The following is a 17,209-nucleotide window of genomic DNA, read 5'->3' as shown; positions in this document are numbered from 1 at the left end:
CGGCGGAAAGTGTTGTGATCATTGGGTTTTCGCCTAATCTGGCCCGATGCCGTTGCTCGGACCAGCTGATCCGCTGCCGCACGTGCCCCGGCGTGTTCTCGTCGCGGGCAACGCCGGATCGGGCAAGTCGACGCTGTGCCGTCGCATCGCCGATCAGCACGCTCTCCCGCGCGTCGAGCTGGACAGCCTCTACTGGGGTCCACAGTGGACGCCGCGGCCGGAGTTCCTCGCCGAGGTCGCCGCGTTCGTGCGGGAGGACCGCTGGGTCACCGAGTACCAGTACAAGGCGGCGCGGCCCGCGTTGCTGGCTCGGGCGGACACCGTGGTGTGGCTCGATCACCAGTTCCCGGTCGTGATGGGGCGGCTGGTGAGTCGCACGGTCAGACGTCGCGCGGCAGGGGTGGAGTTGTGGAACGGTAACCAGGAGCCGTCGCTGTGGTCGGCGTTCACCGACTCCGAGCACATCCTGCGATGGGGCTGGAAGAGCTACCGGCGCAACCGGGCCAGGGTGCTCGCCCTGGTCGACGACGTCGTGGTCGTGCGGTTGCGCGGGCAGGGGCAGGTGGAGCGGTGGCTCTCGGGACCGCTCGCCTCGGTCGGGGAGGAGCGTGCTCGGTGAGAACGGCGCTGGTGCTCGGCGGTACCGGGATGTTGGCGGGATGTGCGCAGCTGCTGGTGGCGCGCGGGTGGCGGGTGGTGCTGCCGTCGCGGACCCGGCCACTGATGGCCGACGACGCGCCTGGACGGGCGGCGCGGGCGACGATCTCCCGGGGGCACCGGCCTACGTGGGTCAGGGCGGACTGGACCAAGCCGCACGAGCTGGCGTCCGAGGTCGAGTACGAGCTGCAGGGCAAGCCGGTGAACCTGCTGGTCGCGTGGGTGCACGACAACTACCGCGCTGGTGTGCTCAAGGCCGTGCAGCACCTTCTGGCAGACAACGCGCCGGTGGTGGAGGTGCACACCTCGACGCCGGTGCCGGACCCGGTGCTGCCGCACCCGACTCAGCAGGTGTTGCTCGGTCACTTCATGCACGACGCCACACAGCGCACGAGCCGTGCGGTGTCGGAGGCGGTCGAACGGGCGTTGGAGGGACGGGCGCCCTCGCTGCATCACGAGGACGCCCGCTGAAGCCTCAGCCTTGCCGGACCTCGGTCTTCTGGACCTTCGCCCGGCCGATCTCCGCCTGCACCTTGATGCCGGCCGCCACGTCCACGAGCTGGCGGACGACCACGTCCTCGTTGCGGATGTCCTTGATCTTCTGCTTGGTCTTCGTGACGAACTCGAACGCCGTGACCTCCGCCGCCTCGATCTCGGCGACCTTCTGGAAGTCCTTGCTGAAGTCGAGGATCACCTCCGCGTTGTCGAGGATCACCAGCTGGTAGTCCGACGGCACGTCGGAGGCGAAGCCCTTCTTGAACTCGCCGGCGACCTTGATGCCGTCGGCTGTCTCCTCGAAGTCGAGGACGCCGGCGACCGGGGTGAACAGCGCTTCCTGAAAGTCGGCTGTGGCCTTCGCGGGTTCGGGTTCGGCCAGCGCCGCGGGGGCCGTCAGCACGGTGCACGCGAGCAGAGCGACGAGGATGCTTAGCGGTTTCGGCATGTCTTCGTTCGTACCGGCGGTCGTTTAGCTCCGCTCGACCAAAGGTATCGCTCGATCGGGCGTTGAGGTTGTACGCTCCGCGCCGACGTCGGGGGACGTGGGTTTTCTGGGGGAAGTCATGAGTGTTGTCAGGCCCGCGCATGCCATCGGAACGGCGGCTGCGGGAGCGATCGCGATCGCGGTGACCGTCGAGGTCGCGACGACCGCGATGTCGTGGGTCACCGTGTCCGTGGCGGCGGCCGAGATCTCCTATTGGATCTCATTGCTCGTGCACGTCGTGGCCGGTGTGCTGTTCGTCGTGTGGATGAGTCAGGCGCGGCTCAACGCCGACGTCATCACGTCGACGCACCAGGCTCGCTACACCAACATGTGGGTGTTCGTCGGCTGGATCATCCCGCTCGCCAACCTGTTCATCCCGTACGCGGTGATGCAGGACATCTGGCGCGGGTCGGACCGCACGCGGCCCATGGCCGGGCTGAAGCAGCGGCCCGAGAGCGGCCTCGTCAAGGCGTGGTGGCTCTGCTACATCGGCTCGAACCTGATCTCGACGGTGGCAGGCCTGAGCGCCGAGCAGGACGTCGCGATGCTGGCCACGATCGCCGTGCTGGCCTCGATCACGGCCGCGGTGCTCGCCGCCCAGATGATCAAGCGGGTGAACGGGATGCAGGAAGCCGTTCCCGTTCAGGTGGAGGCGTGATGAGCGGCTACATCGATCTGAAGGACGTCCGGATCAGCGGCCACGTGAGCCAGGTGCTGATCGCGGTGGTGGCCGTCGCGTCCGTGATCGGCACGGCGCTCCACCCGAGCGACGGCGACCCGATGTGGGACCTGACGGTGCTGCTGCTGATGGCGCCCGCTGCCGTGGCGTTCGGGATCTGGGTCCGCAACGCCTCGCAGAACGCCAGTGCCATCGCGTTGCGCGAGGTGAAGCAGATGGCGGACATCTGGCGGGCGTCCGACCACGCGCAGCGGGACGTGCCGTTCGAGCAACGGGTGCCGAGCCGGTGGATCAAGCCGTGGCAGTGGACCTTCCTGGCCATGATGGCGTCAGAGGCGGTGGAGGTGTTCCTCGACAGCGGATCCGGCTATCGCGCTGTCGCGGTGGCGTCCGCGGTGCTGGCCGTCGTGGCGGCCGCACTGGCGGCGGTCGTGATCGCACAGGTCACTGCGTTGCAGCGGCCCGAACTGGTGGCTGAGCTCTAACGGGCCGGTCCCAGTCCGCGCACCAGGTGCATGACCGAGTCGCGCACGTCCGCCCGTGACCGCTCCGGCTGGAAGACCTGCCAGTCCAGCGCGATCACGAGCAGCGTGCCGAACAACGCGGCCGACGCGGTGCCGACCTCGACCCCTTCTGGCAGGCGGCCCGCGTCGGACAGGCGCTTCATGTGGCCGCGCACGATCGACACGATGTCGTCGCGCAGCAGTGAGAGGGTGCCGTGCCACTGGCCCGGCGTGCGCCACAGCTCGGAGACCAGCAGCTGGCCGAACGCCGGGTACTCGGCCCAGAAGCCGAGCATCTCGTCGACCAGCGCCTCCAGCGAGTCCTCGGAACCCTCGGCGGACCGCAGCCGGCCCGCGAGGATCTCCACTCCGTGGTGCAGCAGGGCCTCGACCAGGGCGTCCTTCGAGGCGAAGTTGTAGTAGATCGTGCCCTTGGCGACACCTGCCTCCGCGGCGATCTCGTCGACCGTCACCGAGGCCGCGCCCCGTTCGCCGACCAGCTTCAACGCCGCGTCGAAGAGCTTCTGCTTGGTCGCTGTCGTGCGCGCGCTCACAGCACGAGCTCCGGCTTCAGCTTGGACGCTGTCCACACCCGCTGCTTGTAGGCCGCCACGGACGACAAGGCTAGGGCTCCGAGCAGCCAGGCGAGAAGGATCAGCGCATCCTTTCCGACGCTGCCGAGGTCACCGCCGTACATCAGGTGGCGCAGGCCGTCGACCGCGTAGCCCATCGGCAGGCCGTAGTGCAGCGGATACAGCGGCACCGGGATCGTCTGCCACGGGAACGTGCCACCCGCGCTGACCAGCTGCAGGATCAGCAGGATCAGCCCCAGGAACTTGCCGACAGCGCCGAACGCGGCGTTCAGCGCGTGCAGGATCGCCACGAACGTCAGTGACATCAGCACGAGGAACCCGAACGTGCCGAAGGGGTTCGACGGCTCGATGTCCACCACGAACCGCACGACCGTGAACATCACGAGCACCTGCACGACGCCGAGCAACGCACCTGGCAACCAACCACCCAACGCCACTCGCAGCGCGGACTGACCCGCGGCCAGCGCACGGCGTGAGAGCGGGCGCAGCAGCAGGAACAGCACGAACGCGCCGATCCACGTCGCCAGGCCCAGGAAGAACGGGGCGAGGCCGGCGCCGTAGGTGGCGGCCTTCGTCTGGGACAGGCCGCGCACCGCCACCGGGTCACCGATCGCCTGCGCGATGGCCGCCCGGGTCGGGTCGTCCTGGTTCGGGATCTTGTTCACCCCACCTGACAGGCCGTCGTGCAGTTCCGCGGAACCGCTCGCGAGCTTCGTGGCGCCGTCCTTGAGCTGCGGCGTACCGGTCGCGGCCTTCTGCAGGCCGTCGCGGAGCTGCGCGTTGCCGTCGGCGAGCTTCGTCGCGCCGTCGTCGAGCCTGACGACGCCGGCGACCAGGCCGGGCATCTTGGACGAGAGCTGCTCGGCCCCGTCGGCCACCTGGTCCGCGCCGGTCGCGAGCTTGCGCAGGTCACCGGCGGCGCCCTGGACCTTGCCGTTGGCGTCGTCGACGGGCTTGCGGACCTGGCCGAGCGTGGTCAGCACGTTCTGCACCTGGTCCTCGGTGAACCCCAACGCGCGCAAGCGGGCCGCGATGTCGCCGTTGGCCTGGTCGAGCACGCCGACGAGGGCCTGGGCCTTCTTCGCGTACTCCTCGGCCTGGGTCGCGGCGGTCTCGTTGCCGTTCGCGACCTGGCGCGCGCCGTCGGCGATCTTCTTCGCGCCGTCGGGCAACGGTGCGGTCTGCGAACGGAGTTCGTGCGTGCCGTCACGCAGCTGCGCGGCACCGTTGGCGGCCGTCACCGCACCGGTGGACAGCTGCTGGACGCCGCTGTCGAGCTCACCGATCTTGTCCCGCAGCGTGGCGCTGCCGTCCGCGAGCTGCTTGGCGCCGTCGACCGCCTTGGTGGTCTCCTGGCGGATCGTGGAGAAGCCGAGCAGCAGTTTGTCGGCGGCCTCGGTCGAGACCTTCGCCGTGACCGCGCGGCGCACCTCGGAGACGACCTGGTTCGCGATCGTGCTGCCCAGGTAGTTGTTGGCGTCGTTCGTCGTCAGCGTCAGCACGCCCTGGCGCGGCTTGTTCTGCTCCGCGGACGTAAGCGCCTCGGAGAAGTCCTCCGGCAGCGTGAGGGCGAAGATGTACTTGCCCTTGCGCACACCCTCGTCGGCGTCGTCGACGACCTGCCAGTTGAACTTCTTGCCTTTCAGCAGCTCGTCCGCGACGTCCTTGCCAGCGTTGAGGTCCTTCGCGCCCTTGTCCTTCACGACCAGCGCGGCGGGCACGTTGTTGAGGTTCGCGTACGGATCCTTGTTGGCGTACAGGTAAAGCGAGGCGTACAGCAGAGGCACCAGCGCCAGAGCCAGGACGGCGAGCTTGGGGAGCTTGCCGGAGGTGATCCGGCGAAGTTCGTTGAAGGCCATGCGAAGGGCGCTCATGCGGTGATCTCCATCTTGGTGTCGTTGTTGTCCTCACCAAGGCGCGCGTGCGGGATGTCGAGGATGTGAGCGGAGCTGTTCGAGCACAGGGCGACCACAGACCGTTCGGGGGTCACGTAGTCGTGCGCCAAGGCGAACCACTCGCGCGGGTTGGGGTGGTAGCGGTCCGGGCAGTCGAGGACGAGCGCCGTGACGCCAGGGCGTTCGGAGGCCAGTTCGAGCATCACCGCACAACGGGTGTGCGCCGGCACGTGCTCGAAACGCTTGTTGGCGTGCTCGTCGGCGGCGTGCTCGACCAACCAGTCGTGCACCGCCTTCTTGCCGGACGGCATGCCGTTCATCGCGAGCTCCTCGCCGACGACGGCCGCCAGCGACAGCGCGTCCTCCGGCTCGTTCACCTCGGGGGCGTCGACCAGCACGACCTGCTTGCGCAGCGTCTTCGCGTCCGGCGACACCGTGCCCGTCGAGGGCTTCATCCGACCGGACAGCAGCAGGCCGAGCGCGGTGTGACCGGTGCCGGGCTCACCCGCGACCAGGGTCAGCTCGCCGGGCTTCACGGTCAGCGAAGTCGGCCGGAGCAGGGGACCATGTCCCCCGTTGACACCTGCGCGACTTGCGTGGATCTCCACGTCTTTACCTTCCGTTTAAACTGACCGGTCAGTACAAATTCTCCCGCAGACCTCTGCCAACGGCAACTCGGACATAGGTCACCTAAGGGCGGAGGCGGGGCGTACTTCCCACACGGTCCACAGCGGCCGGTAGCCCTGACGCGGCCAGAACACCGAGCTCAGCGGGTTCGGCGGGTTGTAGTAGAGGTACGTGCCGACCGCGCCCATCCGGTGAAGTTCCTGGTGGGCGTGGGCGACGAGCTGCTGGCCGATGCCGCTGCCGCGGGCGCCGGGCAGCACGGAGACGCAGTTCACATAACCCCAGCGGCCGCGCGGCAGCCTCGTGGCCGCGCTGGTGCCCGGTTCGGACGACACGATCGCGCACTCGGCGAGCGCCACCGCGATGCCGTCGCGTTCGGCGAGCCAGATGGGGCTCGCGTTGTTCAGGCGGTCGACGAGCGCGCGTCGTTTGAGGGCCGGTGCCTCCGGGCGGACGATCGTGGAGCCGACGAACGACGAGTACTCCAGCTCCGCGAGCGACAGCTCCAGCACGGTCTCGAGGTCGTGCGGGGTGGCCCGGCGGATCGTGAGCGTGCGGGGGACGTGCGGATGGGGAGTCCGCAGCCTGACCCCGAGCACGGACAGCGGCACCAGGCCGTGGTCGAGGAACGCCCGTGCGGCCTTCGTGTCACGGCTCGGCCAGTGCACGACGCACGCCGTGTCGTCGCCTATCTCCTGCGTGTCGAGGTGTTTGCGCCACCGCTTGAGGAGCGCGTCCATGCCCTGTGTGTCGCCGACCAGCGGCAACAGCTCCCACACCTCCGCCGCCGACCACAGCCGGGTGGTCGAGAGCCGGTCGAACCTCTGGTGGCTGATGACCCCGGCGACGCGCTCGCCGTCCGCCAGCGCCGCCGTGAGGACGTGGCCGTCCGTCGGCGGTTCGGTGGCGGGTGGGAGCAACGGGTCCAGCGCCGCGAAACGAGCTGACTGGGCCGCCACTAGTCCGCGTGCCGAGGTCATGAACGAGGAGGTTACGACGTCAGACGGGTCCGGAAGATCGCGGTGCCGGGGAAGAGCTTGCCGCGCAGCGGGCTCCACTGGCCCCAGTTGCGGGTGTGACCCTTCGGCCACTCGGGCTCGACGAGGTCTTCGACGACGAATCCCGTGCTCGTGAGCGCGCGGACGTAGTCGCCGAGCGTGCGGTGGTGCTCGACGTAGACGGCGTGACCCTCGCCGTCCACCTCTACATAGGGGGTGCGGTCGAAGTACGACTGCGTGACGGTGAGGCCGAGCGGGCCGGGGTCGTCCGGGAAGATCCACCGCATCGGGTGGTTGACCGCGAACACCCACGGCGCGCCGGGGCGCAACACGCGGGCGACCTCGCTGAAGACCTCCCGCACGTCCGCCACGAACGGCACGGCGCCGAACGCGGAGCAGGCGGCGTCGAAGCTCCCGTCGCGGAAGGGCAGTTGATCAGCGCTGGCCTGCACCAGGGGGACGTCGATACCGGTCTTGGCGTTGTTCTCCCGCGCGTGGCGGAGCATGCCCTCGGAGATGTCGAGCGCGGTGACGTTCGCGCCGTTGACCTTGAGCCAACGGGCGCACGGAGCACTGCCGGCGCCGACCTCGAGGATGCGCTGACCAGCGACTTCACCCAGGAATCGGGAGTCCTCTTCTCGCACGCCCTCCGGGCACCAGACGAAGTCCGCCGCACCCAGGAAGTCGCCGTGCGTGTCGTGGTAGTCGTCGGCGTCGGCGTCCCACCAGATGCGGTTCGCCACGCGTGACTCGGCGGCGTCCGCCCCGCGCTTGACGATGCCGGCCGTGCCGAGCGCTTGCTCCGCGCTCGCGTGCTGGTTGGACACACTGCTCCTTCACATGGGGGCTGGTTTGCTTGCTCGTCTCGCGGCCGCGTACGATATCGCGTGCGTAGTGGGTTAGTGCTGCCCATGATCCAGAACCGACGGATTCCAGGTCGCTGCGACGCTGCGCGCGCACCACTACCAGCCAATCAATGCCAATCCGTACCGGAGCCACCTACCTAATGTCCACCGACACCACCACCGCCCCCGTTGCCGCTGCTCCCAAGCAGGTCGCGATCAACGACATCGGGACGGAGGAGGACTTCCTCGCAGCTATCGACAAGACGATCAAGTACTTCAACGATGGCGACATCGTTGAGGGCACCATCGTCAAGGTCGATCGGGACGAGGTCCTGCTCGACATCGGCTACAAGACCGAGGGCGTCATCCCCTCGCGCGAACTGTCGATCAAGCACGACGTCGACCCCAACGAGGTCGTCAAGGTCGGTGACGAGGTCGAGGCGCTTGTTCTCCAGAAGGAGGACAAGGAAGGCCGACTGATCCTCTCCAAGAAGCGCGCTCAGTACGAGCGTGCGTGGGGCACCATCGAGGCGCTCAAGGAGAAGGACGAGCCCGTCAAGGGCACGGTCATCGAGGTCGTCAAGGGTGGTCTCATCCTCGACATCGGCCTCCGCGGCTTCCTCCCCGCCTCGCTCGTCGAGATGCGTCGCGTCCGCGACCTCCAGCCGTACGTCGGCCGTGAGCTCGAGGCGAAGATCATCGAGCTGGACAAGAACCGCAACAACGTGGTCCTGTCCCGCCGCGCGTGGCTCGAGCAGACCCAGTCCGAGGTCCGCAGCGAGTTCCTCAACCAGCTGCAGAAGGGCCAGGTCCGCAAGGGCGTCGTGTCCTCGATCGTCAACTTCGGTGCCTTCGTGGACCTGGGTGGCGTCGACGGCCTCGTGCACGTCTCGGAGCTGTCCTGGAAGCACATCGACCACCCGTCCGAGGTTGTCGAGGTCGGCCAGGAAGTCACCGTCGAGGTTCTCGACGTCGACATGGAGCGCGAGCGCGTCTCCCTCTCGCTGAAGGCGACCCAGGAAGACCCGTGGCGCCAGTTCGCCCGCACCCACGCGATCGCTCAGATCGTGCCGGGCAAGGTCACGAAGCTGGTTCCGTTCGGTGCGTTCGTCCGCGTGGACGAGGGCATCGAGGGCCTGGTCCACATCTCCGAGCTGGCCGAGCGCCACGTCGAGATCCCGGAGCAGGTCGTCCAGGTCGGCGACGACGTCATGGTCAAGGTCATCGACATCGACCTCGACCGTCGCCGCATCTCGCTGTCGCTCAAGCAGGCCAACGAGGGCTTCACGGTCGACACCGAGTTCGACCCGACCCAGTACGGCATGGCCGCCGAGTACGACGACCAGGGCAACTACATCTACCCCGAGGGCTTCGACCCGGAGACCCAGGAGTGGCAGGACGGCTTCGACAAGCAGCGTGAGGAGTGGGAGCGTCAGTACGCTGAGGCCCACACTCGTTACGAGGCCCACATGAAGCAGATCCGCAAGGCTGCTGAGGCTGAGGAAGAGGCGACTGCTGAGGGTGCGGGCAACTACACCTCCGGTGGGGACGCTCCTTCGGCTTCGGTCGGCGCGCCGGCTCAGTCCGGTGGGACGCTCGCCTCGGATGAGCAGCTTGCTGCTCTTCGGGAGAAGCTGTCTGGCGGCATGTGAGTCTGCCGTGTAGGTAGTTAGGCCTGAAGGCCCCCGCACTCCGGTGCGGGGGCCTTTTGCCTGTCCTTGTGGCGTCTGCAAGTACCGCCAACCCGAGATCAACAGGCACTTATCTACTACCAACTGCCTGGGTTATCCACAGGTTCAGGAGCAAGGCAGCACTGCGAGGTTGGGCTGTAGCAGGCTGAGCCGATGGACGAGTGGATTGACGATGTCATTGAGCACGACGGATTGATCTTGCGTGAGCGGGCGCTGCGTGACGGCGTAGATCCCGACCAGATCATGAAGGCGCTGCGGACGGGACGGATTCGACGCGTGCAACGTTGTGTGTACGTGCGCCGAGGATCAGAGTCGGCTCCGTTGGCGTTGGCGAGGGCCGCTGTGCTGAGTTCTGGGGTAGCAGATGCGGTTGCGAGTCATCAGACCGCTGCGCGCGTCCATGGGCTAGCTGTACCTGATGGAAGATGGCCGGAACACGTCACCGTCGCACGCAACGAGCGGCGTATCCGGAGACGCGAGTTGATCTGTCACGGCCGGGCTCTCGCGCAGGGTGACGTCGAACTTCGTGATGGCGTACCCGTGACTAGCGCAGTGCGTTCGTTGCTCGACATGTCTGCTGAAGTGCCCAGGCTCAACGCTGTTTGGGCGATCGATGATGCTGTCCGCCGCGGAGTCGTCTCTCCGCGTCAGATCGCCATGTCGTTGTCGGCGCGTGTCGGAGGACGTGGCGACGGTGTGATCAAGCTGCGGGTGGCTGAGGCGGACGGGCGAGCAGAGTCGATCCTGGAAACCGCTGGCAGACTTGTGCTGAGGGACGCTGGCGTCATGCCGCCGAGCACTCAGTACGAGGTTTTCGACGGCGGTGAGCTCGTAGCGCGCCTCGACGCCGCTTATCCAGAATGCCAACTCGGTATGGAGTTCGACGGCGTTGCTGTGCACAACGCTCCGCGTGCGTTGCATCGAGATCGGCACAGGCAGAACCGCTTGCTGCATCTCGGCTGGACGCTGCTCAGATTCACGTGGTGGGACGTGGTGCACGATCCGGAGGGGTTCGTGGCTGCGGTGCGGCGGGGCTTGAGCGCGAGGGGAGTTGGGTGTAGTTAACGGCGGTTTGACCATGAGTTGGTGGTACTTGCAGACGCCTTTGCTGAACGACTGGGCGTCGCTTGGGGGGTGACCCGTTCACTCTGTGGTGGAGGGCTGAGTCCGTTGTGTAGGTTGACAAACCTATGCGTGGGAACGAGTTCTTCGTGGTGCTGAGCGCGGTTGCGCTGGCTGTGGTGTGTGCGGGTTGCAATGCTGCGGTTCCGCAGACTCAGGCGCCGCCGCCGCAGATCCCGAAGATCACGCCGCCTACTACGCCTTCGCGGGTGCCGTTGATGGTGGATCGGGCGTTGCCGGACGACTGTGAGCTCGTGGTGCCGGTTGAGGTGATGAATGCGACGCTCGGGCAGGAGTTGCCTGGGGAGCCTCGGATCATCATCGGCATCAAGGAGCCTGGGATCGGGCGTACTGGCAAGATCGATTGCTACTACGGGATTCCTGAGAAGAAGAACTTGCCTGAAGCGAAGATCGTCATCGGGTTGTCGACCTATACGGACGACTTGACGGCTCGTACTCGGGTTGGCGAGAGCGTTGAGGCCGAGCGGGCTGAGGGGGCCAAGGTCACTGAGGTTGATGTCGGGAAGCAGAAGGGGACGTTGATCGAGGGCAAGGACGAGCAGCTGCTCATCGGGTACCTCGGCAAGTCGACGTTCGTGGTGCGCAACCGCAACAACTTCATCCCCAAGGAGAAGCTCGTGGCGATCTTGCCGGTACTGGCCCAGCAGTCGATGACGCCGCCGGTCTAACCTGGCGGCATGCTCAGGGTGGGGTTGACCGGGGGAATCGGGTCCGGCAAGTCGACGGTTGCGCGTTTGCTCGCTGCTAACGGTGCGGTGGTCATCGATGCGGACAAGCTTGCGCGTGAGGTGCTGGAGCCTGGGAGTGACGGGCTTCGGGAGGTCGTCAAGGCCTTTGGTGAGGACGTGCTGAACGGGGACGGCACGTTGGACCGGGCTGCGTTGGCTGCCAAGGCGTTTGCTTCTGAGGAGGCTCGGCAGACGCTCAACGGGATCACGCATCCGCGTATTGGGGCGTTGACCGGGCAGCGGATGGCTGAGGCTCCTGAGGACGCGATCGTGGTGCACGACATCCCGTTGCTGGTGGAGCGGGAGATGGCGGCGGCGTATCACCTGGTGATCGTGGTGTATGCGGACGCCGAGACTCGGTTGCGGCGGCTGGTCGGCAGCCGGGGGATGGATCGGGCGGACGCGGAGAAGCGGATTGCCGCGCAGGCCACGGATGAGCAGCGGCGGGCTGTTGCTGACGTGTGGCTGGACAACTCCGGGGAGATTCCGGACGTCACCGGGTTGTGGGATCGGCTGGTGGGGTTCGAGAAGAACGTTCGGACGCAGTCGTATGCGTCCGGGTCGCCGATTGTGGTGCCGTATGACGAGCGGTGGCCTGCGCAGGCTCGGCGGGTGGCACGGCGGATCAGTGTCGCGGCTGGTGGGCGGCGCGTGGAGCACATCGGGTCCACGGCTGTGCCTGGGCTGGCGGCCAAGGACGTGCTGGATTTTCAGCTTGCCGTTGAGGACATGGAGACCGCTGACGGGTTGCAGGACGCGTTGGCGCTGGCCGGGTTTCCGTACGTGGGGCCGTATGAGGACACGCCTCGTGGTGAAGGGGAGTGGAGCAAGCGGTTGCACGCCGGGTCGGATCCTGGGCGGCGGGTGAACCTGCACCTGCGGATCGAGGGTGCTGCCAACTGGCGGTGGGCCGTCGATTTCCGGGACTGGCTGCGGCACGACGGTCAGGCTCGGGAGGAGTACGCGGCGCTCAAGCTCGAGTTGTCCCAGCGGTTCGCGGCCGATGCCGGCGCCTTCGCCTACGGGGAGGCGAAGGAACCGTGGATGGAGGCGGCGGTCGCGCGGGTCGAGGCCTACAGGGGCGGCCAGGCGTCGTAGATGCCGTGCCACGTCAGCCACGAGGTGAGGTTGTGGTTGACGTTGCTGAGTTCTTCGAGGGTGCGGTGGACCGTGCGCAGCGCCTGGTCGGCGTCGCCGGGGCGCAGGACGCGGCCTGCCACGGCGGCGGCGAACTCCTCGCTGCGCACGATGCGGGCCGTGGTGCCGCCGGGGACTGCCAGGCCCAGCAACAGGTCCGTGGTCTGCCAGTGGCGGTGATCGCGCTCGACGCGGACCGCGGACAGCACGCTCGGGCCGCTGCGGGCGTGCCGAGAGCGGGCGCGGTAAGTCGTCAGGCGCACGCCCAGTTCGGGCATCAGCCAGGTGACCTCGGCGTCGGAGAACGGGTCTTCCGGGGTGGGATGCTCGATCCGCAGACCCCACCGTTCGACATCGCACGAACTGAGAGTTCGCGAGCCGCCGGACGAATAGGTTCGCACGCCGGAAATGGTGTCGACGACATCGACCAGCTGAGGTGTAGTGACCGCTCCCACGACGCTGAGGGTAGTCAAATATGTGCTTGGAGTTACACGCCGGGTCGATTCGTTACGTCACGGTCAGATGACGACCACACTCTGTGTATCAACGCCAGCTGGTGGGACAACCTGAAGAGGTGAGCCACCTGACCACATCGTGACCGTGCGCTGAAATGCCGGACACCGCCGAGTAGGTGGTTTCCAGCGCCCACTGCGCGCGTTCCGGAGTGATCAGACTGTGCTGAACTGCGGTGATCAACTCGTCGGTGTCCAGCACGATCACGCTGTGCCCCGTCCGGACGATCAGGTCGAGGTACAGATCGGTGGTTTTCCAGACGCTGCCGACCGCGTTGATCTCCACGACGTCCACGTAGAAGTCGAAGTCGAGCTCGTGGCCGGGGTGCCAGGACTGGCGGGTGACCCTGATGTTGAGCTTGGGCACGAACCAGCTCTCGAAGTGGCTGATCTTCGGATGCCCGGCGAGCGGCCGGAACATGTAGAGACCCGTCGGGGTGAGGCGGTACTCGTCGACGCTCCTCAACAGACCCTTGGGATCTGTGTTGCTCTTGGCGTCCAGGTCGAAGTACTCGATCTTCGGCGGATGGATGTGTGCCACGTCAGCGATACTGCCATCGTTGCGCCGTGCGGCCACTTAGGATGCCGCGCATGTTCGGGATCATCCGCCCCTGCCGCAACAGAATGGGCGTTGAGCTGCGGTCGTCGTGGCTCGCGCACCTGTGCGGGATGTGCCTGTCGTTGCGCGACGAGCACGGTCACCTTTCGCGTCTCGTCACCAACTACGACGGGCTGATGATCTCGGCCGCGGTCGAGGCGCAGTCCGGCGTCTCGCGGCGACCGGCAGGGCCGTGCGCGTTGCGGGGACTGAAGTCCGCGGACGTCGCGATCGGTGACGGTGCGCGGCTGGCGGCGTCGGTGTCGCTGGTGCTGGCGTCGTTGAAGATCCACGACCACGTGGACGACGGGGACGGGCTGGCCGGCCGGCTCGGGTGGGCGGGGCGCGCGGTCGCGCAGCGATGGGCAGCCAAGGGGCTGGGCACGGCCTCCGACCTCGGCTTCGACGCGTCGGTGATGGTGGATTCGGTGCGGCGGCAGCCTCTGGTCGAGGCCGCGGCGGGGCTGGGCAGTTCGGTGCTGGTGGTGACCGAGCCGACCGAGACCGCGACCGGGTTCGCGGTGGCGGAGACGGCGTTCATCGCCGGGAGGCCGCAGAACGCCGAGCCGTTGCGCGAGGTGGGGCGGCTGTTCGGGCGGGTCGCGCACCTGCTCGATGCCGTGGAGGACATGGAAGCGGACCGCGCGGCGGGTGCGTGGAACCCGTTGATCGCCACCGGGACGTCGGTCGCCGAGGCGCATCGGCTGTGCCTGGACGCTCTGACGGGCATCAGGCTGGCGCTGGACGAGGTCGAGTTCACCGACGCACGGCTGGTGCACAAGCTGCTGGTGCACGAGCTGGAGGAGTCGGTCATCCGGGTGTTCGGCCGGGACCGGCACGACGACGGCAGGCGAACCCCGGTGAACCCCGGCCGGGGGCCGTGGGCGTACCCGAGGCTGACCTACCAGCCGCGGCCGCGCGGGTTCTTCGAAGGCTGTGGCGCGTCCCTGTACATGTGCGGGACCTGCCAGTTCTGCTGCCGCGACCCGTTCCCCGGCCCGTGGAGCGACAAGTGGCGCAACAACCCGTTCGACTGCGACGGGTGTGACTGCTGCGACTGCAACTGCTGCCCCTGCGATTAGGGCTCTGACCAGGCCCGATCGGAAATTGTCAGACCCTCGGCGTAACGTGCTTCCCGTGGCTTTCGCAACCGAGCTCCCGCCAGAGGAGAGCACCGTCAAGGCGCACTCCGAGCACCGTCCCGTCGGCGACATCGTCCGCTCCGACGGGCAGTTCCGCGTGGTCAGCGACTACCAGCCGGCCGGTGACCAGCCGGCGGCCATCGACGATCTGGAACGCCGCGTGCGCACCGGCGAGCGCGACGTGGTGCTGCTCGGCGCCACCGGTACGGGCAAGTCGGCGACCACGGCGTGGCTGGTCGAACGGCTGCAGCGCCCCACCCTCGTCATGGCGCCGAACAAGACGCTGGCCGCCCAGCTGGCCAATGAGCTGAAGGAGCTCTTCCCGCACAACGCGGTCGAGTACTTCGTCAGCTACTACGACTACTACCAGCCAGAGGCGTACATCCCGCAGACGGACACGTACATCGAGAAGGACTCCTCGATCAACGAGGACGTCGAGCGGCTGCGCCACTCCGCCACGATGTCGCTGCTCACCCGGCGCGACGTCATCGTGGTCGCCTCGGTGTCCTGCATCTACGGCCTGGGCACGCCCCAGTCGTACCTCGACCGCTCGATCCAGCTGGAGACGGGCGTCGAGGTCGACCGCGACGCGTTCCTGCGCCTGCTCGTCGACGTCCAGTACACCCGCAACGACATGTCGTTCACCCGCGGCTCGTTCCGCGTGCGCGGCGACACGGTCGAGATCATCCCGTCCTACGAGGAGCTCGCCGTCCGCGTCGAGTTCTTCGGCGACGAGATCGACAAGCTCTACTACCTGCACCCGCTCACCGGTGACGTCGTCCGCGAGGTCTCCGAACTCCGGATCTTCCCGGCCACGCACTACGTCGCCGGCCCGGAGCGCATGGAGCGGGCCATCCGCGACATCGAGGCCGAGCTGGAGACGACGCTGGCCCAGATGGAGCGCCAGGGCAAGCTGCTGGAGGCGCAGCGGCTGCGCATGCGCACCTCCTACGACATCGAGATGATGCGGCAGGTCGGGTTCTGCAACGGCATCGAGAACTACTCCCGCCACATCGACGGCCGTGGCGCGGGGACGGCGCCGGCGACCCTGCTGGACTACTTCCCGGACGACTTCCTGATGGTCATCGACGAGTCGCACGTGACCGTGCCGCAGATCGGTGGCATGTACGAGGGCGACGCGTCCCGCAAGCGCAACCTCGTCGAGCACGGGTTCCGGCTGCCGTCCGCGTTGGACAACCGCCCGTTGACCTGGGAGGAGTTCGCCGACCGGATCGGGCAGGTCGTCTACCTGTCCGCGACTCCGGGGCCGTACGAGCTCGGTCAGTCCGGTGGTGAGTTCGTCGAGCAGGTGATCCGGCCTACCGGCCTGATCGACCCGGAGGTCGTCGTGAAGCCGACCGAGGGGCAGATCGACGATCTGGTGCACTCGATCCGGGAGCGGGCGGAGCGGGACGAGCGTGTCCTCGTCACGACTTTGACGAAGAAGATGGCAGAGGATCTGACGGACTACCTGCTCGAGCTGGGGATCCGGGTTCGGTATCTGCACTCCGAGGTGGACACGTTGCGGCGGGTGGAGTTGTTGCGGCAGCTCCGGCTCGGTGAGTACGACGTGTTGATCGGTATCAACCTGCTGCGGGAAGGGCTGGACCTTCCTGAGGTTTCGTTGGTTGCGATCCTCGACGCTGACAAAGAAGGGTTCCTGCGGTCGGGGACTTCGCTTGTTCAGACGATTGGTCGTGCTGCTCGTAACGTGTCCGGTGAGGTCCACATGTATGCGGACCGGATCACCGACTCCATGCGGCATGCGATCGAGGAGACCAATCGGCGGCGGGAGAAGCAGGTCGCTTACAACACTGAGCGCGGGCTTGATCCACAGCCGTTGCGGAAGAAGATCACTGACATTTTGGAGGCTGTGTACTCCGAGGTCGAGGACGAGGTTCCGGTCGGGGGATCTGGGCGGAATCAGTCTCGGGGGAAGCGGGCCAACGGGGAAGGTGGCCGGTCGGCTGGGGTGTTGCAGGCTCATGAGCGGTCTGGGATGGCTCGGTCGGAGTTGGCGGATTTGGTGCAGTCGTTGAGTGATCAGATGATGAATGCGGCTCGGGAGTTGCAGTTCGAGTTGGCGGCTCGGTTGAGGGATGAGATTCAGGATTTGAAGAAGGAGCTGCGGGGGATGGACGCGGCTGGGGTTAAGTGATTGCCTGACGCGGCTTTCGTGGGTGGTTGGGTTGCGTTGGGCGGGTTCCTGCTGCGTGCGTGGGGTGGGGGCTCCGCCCCCTCGCCCCCGACACTCCCAAAAGAGCCCCCTACGCCGTGCGCGGGTTGGTGGCACGCCTGTTGCGTTGGGCGGAGTTGCGTTGCGTTGGTGGTTGCGTTTTGGGTGGTGGGCTCCCCGTCTAGCGCGCCAGAGCGAGCCACACGCGGGGAGGGGGGGGGGCAGCACCAAAAAACAATAGAAGATGAAAAACACCCCCCCCCCCCCCCCAAAAAAGACGGGGGAGTATAAAAAAAAAAAAAC

Annotated in this window: 18 protein-coding genes; 10 read left to right on the top strand and 8 right to left on the bottom strand. The window is 67.0% G+C overall.

Features of this window, described 5'->3' with window-relative positions; genetic code table 11:
* Positions 1-46 precede the first annotated feature (46 nt).
* The gene (locus tag ACWGE0_RS28475; RefSeq protein WP_452263961.1) at positions 47-619 is read left to right on the top strand and encodes an AAA family ATPase; all 573 of its coding nucleotides are present in this window, start codon (positions 47-49) and stop codon (positions 617-619) included.
* On the top strand, positions 616-1,128 hold the full coding sequence (locus ACWGE0_RS28470) for a hypothetical protein (protein WP_452263960.1): 513 nt from the start codon (positions 616-618) through the stop codon (positions 1,126-1,128). Before ACWGE0_RS28475 ends, ACWGE0_RS28470 begins: the two co-directional genes overlap by 4 nt.
* Before the next feature lie 4 nt (positions 1,129-1,132).
* Here ACWGE0_RS28470 and ACWGE0_RS28465 read toward each other — a convergent pair whose 3' ends face one another.
* Entirely contained in the window at positions 1,133-1,600 is a 468-nt protein-coding gene (locus tag ACWGE0_RS28465) for a hypothetical protein (protein ID WP_452263959.1), read from the bottom strand.
* A gap of 118 nt (positions 1,601-1,718) precedes the next feature.
* Between ACWGE0_RS28465 and ACWGE0_RS28460 the strand changes: the two genes are divergently transcribed.
* On the top strand, positions 1,719-2,297 hold the full coding sequence (locus ACWGE0_RS28460; RefSeq protein ID WP_452263958.1) for a DUF4328 domain-containing protein: 579 nt from the start codon (positions 1,719-1,721) through the stop codon (positions 2,295-2,297).
* Complete coding sequence (locus ACWGE0_RS28455) at positions 2,297-2,803, top strand: hypothetical protein (RefSeq protein ID WP_452263957.1); 507 nt, start codon at positions 2,297-2,299, stop codon at positions 2,801-2,803. Before ACWGE0_RS28460 ends, ACWGE0_RS28455 begins: the two co-directional genes overlap by 1 nt.
* Here ACWGE0_RS28455 and ACWGE0_RS28450 read toward each other — a convergent pair.
* From ACWGE0_RS28450 to ACWGE0_RS28430, 5 genes are all read right to left on the bottom strand, one after another.
* Entirely contained in the window at positions 2,800-3,375 is a 576-nt protein-coding gene (locus ACWGE0_RS28450; protein ID WP_452263956.1) for a TetR/AcrR family transcriptional regulator, read from the bottom strand. The two genes, ACWGE0_RS28455 and ACWGE0_RS28450, sit on opposite strands and share 4 nt — an antisense overlap.
* Positions 3,372-5,288, bottom strand: coding sequence for a YhgE/Pip family protein (locus ACWGE0_RS28445; protein WP_452263955.1), 1,917 nt, complete (start codon positions 5,286-5,288; stop codon positions 3,372-3,374). The genes ACWGE0_RS28450 and ACWGE0_RS28445 overlap by 4 nt, the downstream gene beginning before the upstream one ends.
* A complete protein-coding gene (locus ACWGE0_RS28440; protein WP_452263954.1) occupies positions 5,285-5,917 on the bottom strand; it encodes an ATP-binding cassette domain-containing protein in 633 nt (210 codons plus the stop codon). The genes ACWGE0_RS28445 and ACWGE0_RS28440 overlap by 4 nt, the downstream gene beginning before the upstream one ends.
* 78 nt (positions 5,918-5,995) lie before the next feature.
* Entirely contained in the window at positions 5,996-6,916 is a 921-nt protein-coding gene (locus ACWGE0_RS28435; RefSeq protein WP_452263953.1) for an N-acetyltransferase family protein, read from the bottom strand.
* Between the two features lie 11 nt (positions 6,917-6,927).
* Positions 6,928-7,761 (bottom strand): class I SAM-dependent methyltransferase, encoded by an 834-nt coding sequence (locus tag ACWGE0_RS28430; protein ID WP_452263952.1) that lies wholly within the window; start codon positions 7,759-7,761, stop codon positions 6,928-6,930.
* A gap of 179 nt (positions 7,762-7,940) precedes the next feature.
* Between ACWGE0_RS28430 and rpsA the strand changes: the two genes are divergently transcribed.
* From rpsA to coaE, 4 genes are all read left to right on the top strand, one after another.
* Complete coding sequence (gene rpsA / locus ACWGE0_RS28425; RefSeq protein ID WP_319972286.1) at positions 7,941-9,431, top strand: 30S ribosomal protein S1; 1,491 nt, start codon at positions 7,941-7,943, stop codon at positions 9,429-9,431.
* Positions 9,432-9,623: 192 nt separating this feature from the next.
* Positions 9,624-10,535, top strand: a complete 912-nt coding sequence (locus ACWGE0_RS28420) for a hypothetical protein (protein WP_452263951.1) — start codon at positions 9,624-9,626, stop codon at positions 10,533-10,535.
* A gap of 146 nt (positions 10,536-10,681) precedes the next feature.
* Positions 10,682-11,281, top strand: coding sequence for a hypothetical protein (locus tag ACWGE0_RS28415; RefSeq protein ID WP_452263950.1), 600 nt, complete (start codon positions 10,682-10,684; stop codon positions 11,279-11,281).
* Between the two features lie 9 nt (positions 11,282-11,290).
* The gene (gene coaE, locus ACWGE0_RS28410) at positions 11,291-12,439 is read left to right on the top strand and encodes a dephospho-CoA kinase (RefSeq protein WP_452263949.1); all 1,149 of its coding nucleotides are present in this window, start codon (positions 11,291-11,293) and stop codon (positions 12,437-12,439) included.
* On the opposite strand, the gene ACWGE0_RS28405 is transcribed toward coaE, so the two are convergent.
* Together ACWGE0_RS28405 and ACWGE0_RS28400 are read right to left on the bottom strand one after the other, a co-directional pair.
* Positions 12,415-12,933, bottom strand: coding sequence for a DUF402 domain-containing protein (locus ACWGE0_RS28405; protein ID WP_166054304.1), 519 nt, complete (start codon positions 12,931-12,933; stop codon positions 12,415-12,417). The two genes, coaE and ACWGE0_RS28405, sit on opposite strands and share 25 nt — an antisense overlap.
* Positions 12,934-13,021: 88 nt before the next feature.
* Positions 13,022-13,531, bottom strand: coding sequence for a DUF402 domain-containing protein (locus tag ACWGE0_RS28400; RefSeq protein WP_452263948.1), 510 nt, complete (start codon positions 13,529-13,531; stop codon positions 13,022-13,024).
* A 50-nt stretch (positions 13,532-13,581) separates the two neighbouring features.
* Here ACWGE0_RS28400 and ACWGE0_RS28395 point away from each other — a divergent pair, with 50 nt between their 5' ends.
* On the top strand, positions 13,582-14,670 hold the full coding sequence (locus ACWGE0_RS28395; protein WP_452263947.1) for a DUF5685 family protein: 1,089 nt from the start codon (positions 13,582-13,584) through the stop codon (positions 14,668-14,670).
* 55 nt (positions 14,671-14,725) lie between these two features.
* The gene (gene uvrB / locus ACWGE0_RS28390) at positions 14,726-16,888 is read left to right on the top strand and encodes an excinuclease ABC subunit UvrB (RefSeq protein WP_452263946.1); all 2,163 of its coding nucleotides are present in this window, start codon (positions 14,726-14,728) and stop codon (positions 16,886-16,888) included.
* Positions 16,889-17,209 lie beyond the last annotated feature (321 nt).

The sequence above is a fragment of the Lentzea sp. NPDC054927 genome (assembly GCF_053610285.1).
Note: the sequence above shows the minus strand (reverse complement) of the source record. Positions and strands in the feature narration are given on the sequence as shown.

Bases quoted from the DNA above. Each gene is read 5' to 3' on its own strand.
- coaE (WP_452263949.1), top strand. From the start codon at position 11,291: ATGCTCAGGGTGGGGTTGACCGGGGGAATCGGGTCCGGCAAGTCGACG.
- ACWGE0_RS28445 (WP_452263955.1), bottom strand. From the start codon at position 5,288: ATGAGCGCCCTTCGCATGGCCTTCAACGAACTTCGCCGGATCACCTCC.
- ACWGE0_RS28435 (WP_452263953.1), bottom strand. From the start codon at position 6,916: ATGACCTCGGCACGCGGACTAGTGGCGGCCCAGTCAGCTCGTTTCGCG.
- ACWGE0_RS28465 (WP_452263959.1), bottom strand. From the start codon at position 1,600: ATGCCGAAACCGCTAAGCATCCTCGTCGCTCTGCTCGCGTGCACCGTG.
- ACWGE0_RS28455 (WP_452263957.1), top strand. From the start codon at position 2,297: ATGAGCGGCTACATCGATCTGAAGGACGTCCGGATCAGCGGCCACGTG.
- ACWGE0_RS28475 (WP_452263961.1), top strand. From the start codon at position 47: ATGCCGTTGCTCGGACCAGCTGATCCGCTGCCGCACGTGCCCCGGCGT.
- ACWGE0_RS28420 (WP_452263951.1), top strand. From the start codon at position 9,624: ATGGACGAGTGGATTGACGATGTCATTGAGCACGACGGATTGATCTTG.
- ACWGE0_RS28460 (WP_452263958.1), top strand. From the start codon at position 1,719: ATGAGTGTTGTCAGGCCCGCGCATGCCATCGGAACGGCGGCTGCGGGA.
- ACWGE0_RS28395 (WP_452263947.1), top strand. From the start codon at position 13,582: ATGTTCGGGATCATCCGCCCCTGCCGCAACAGAATGGGCGTTGAGCTG.
- rpsA (WP_319972286.1), top strand. From the start codon at position 7,941: ATGTCCACCGACACCACCACCGCCCCCGTTGCCGCTGCTCCCAAGCAG.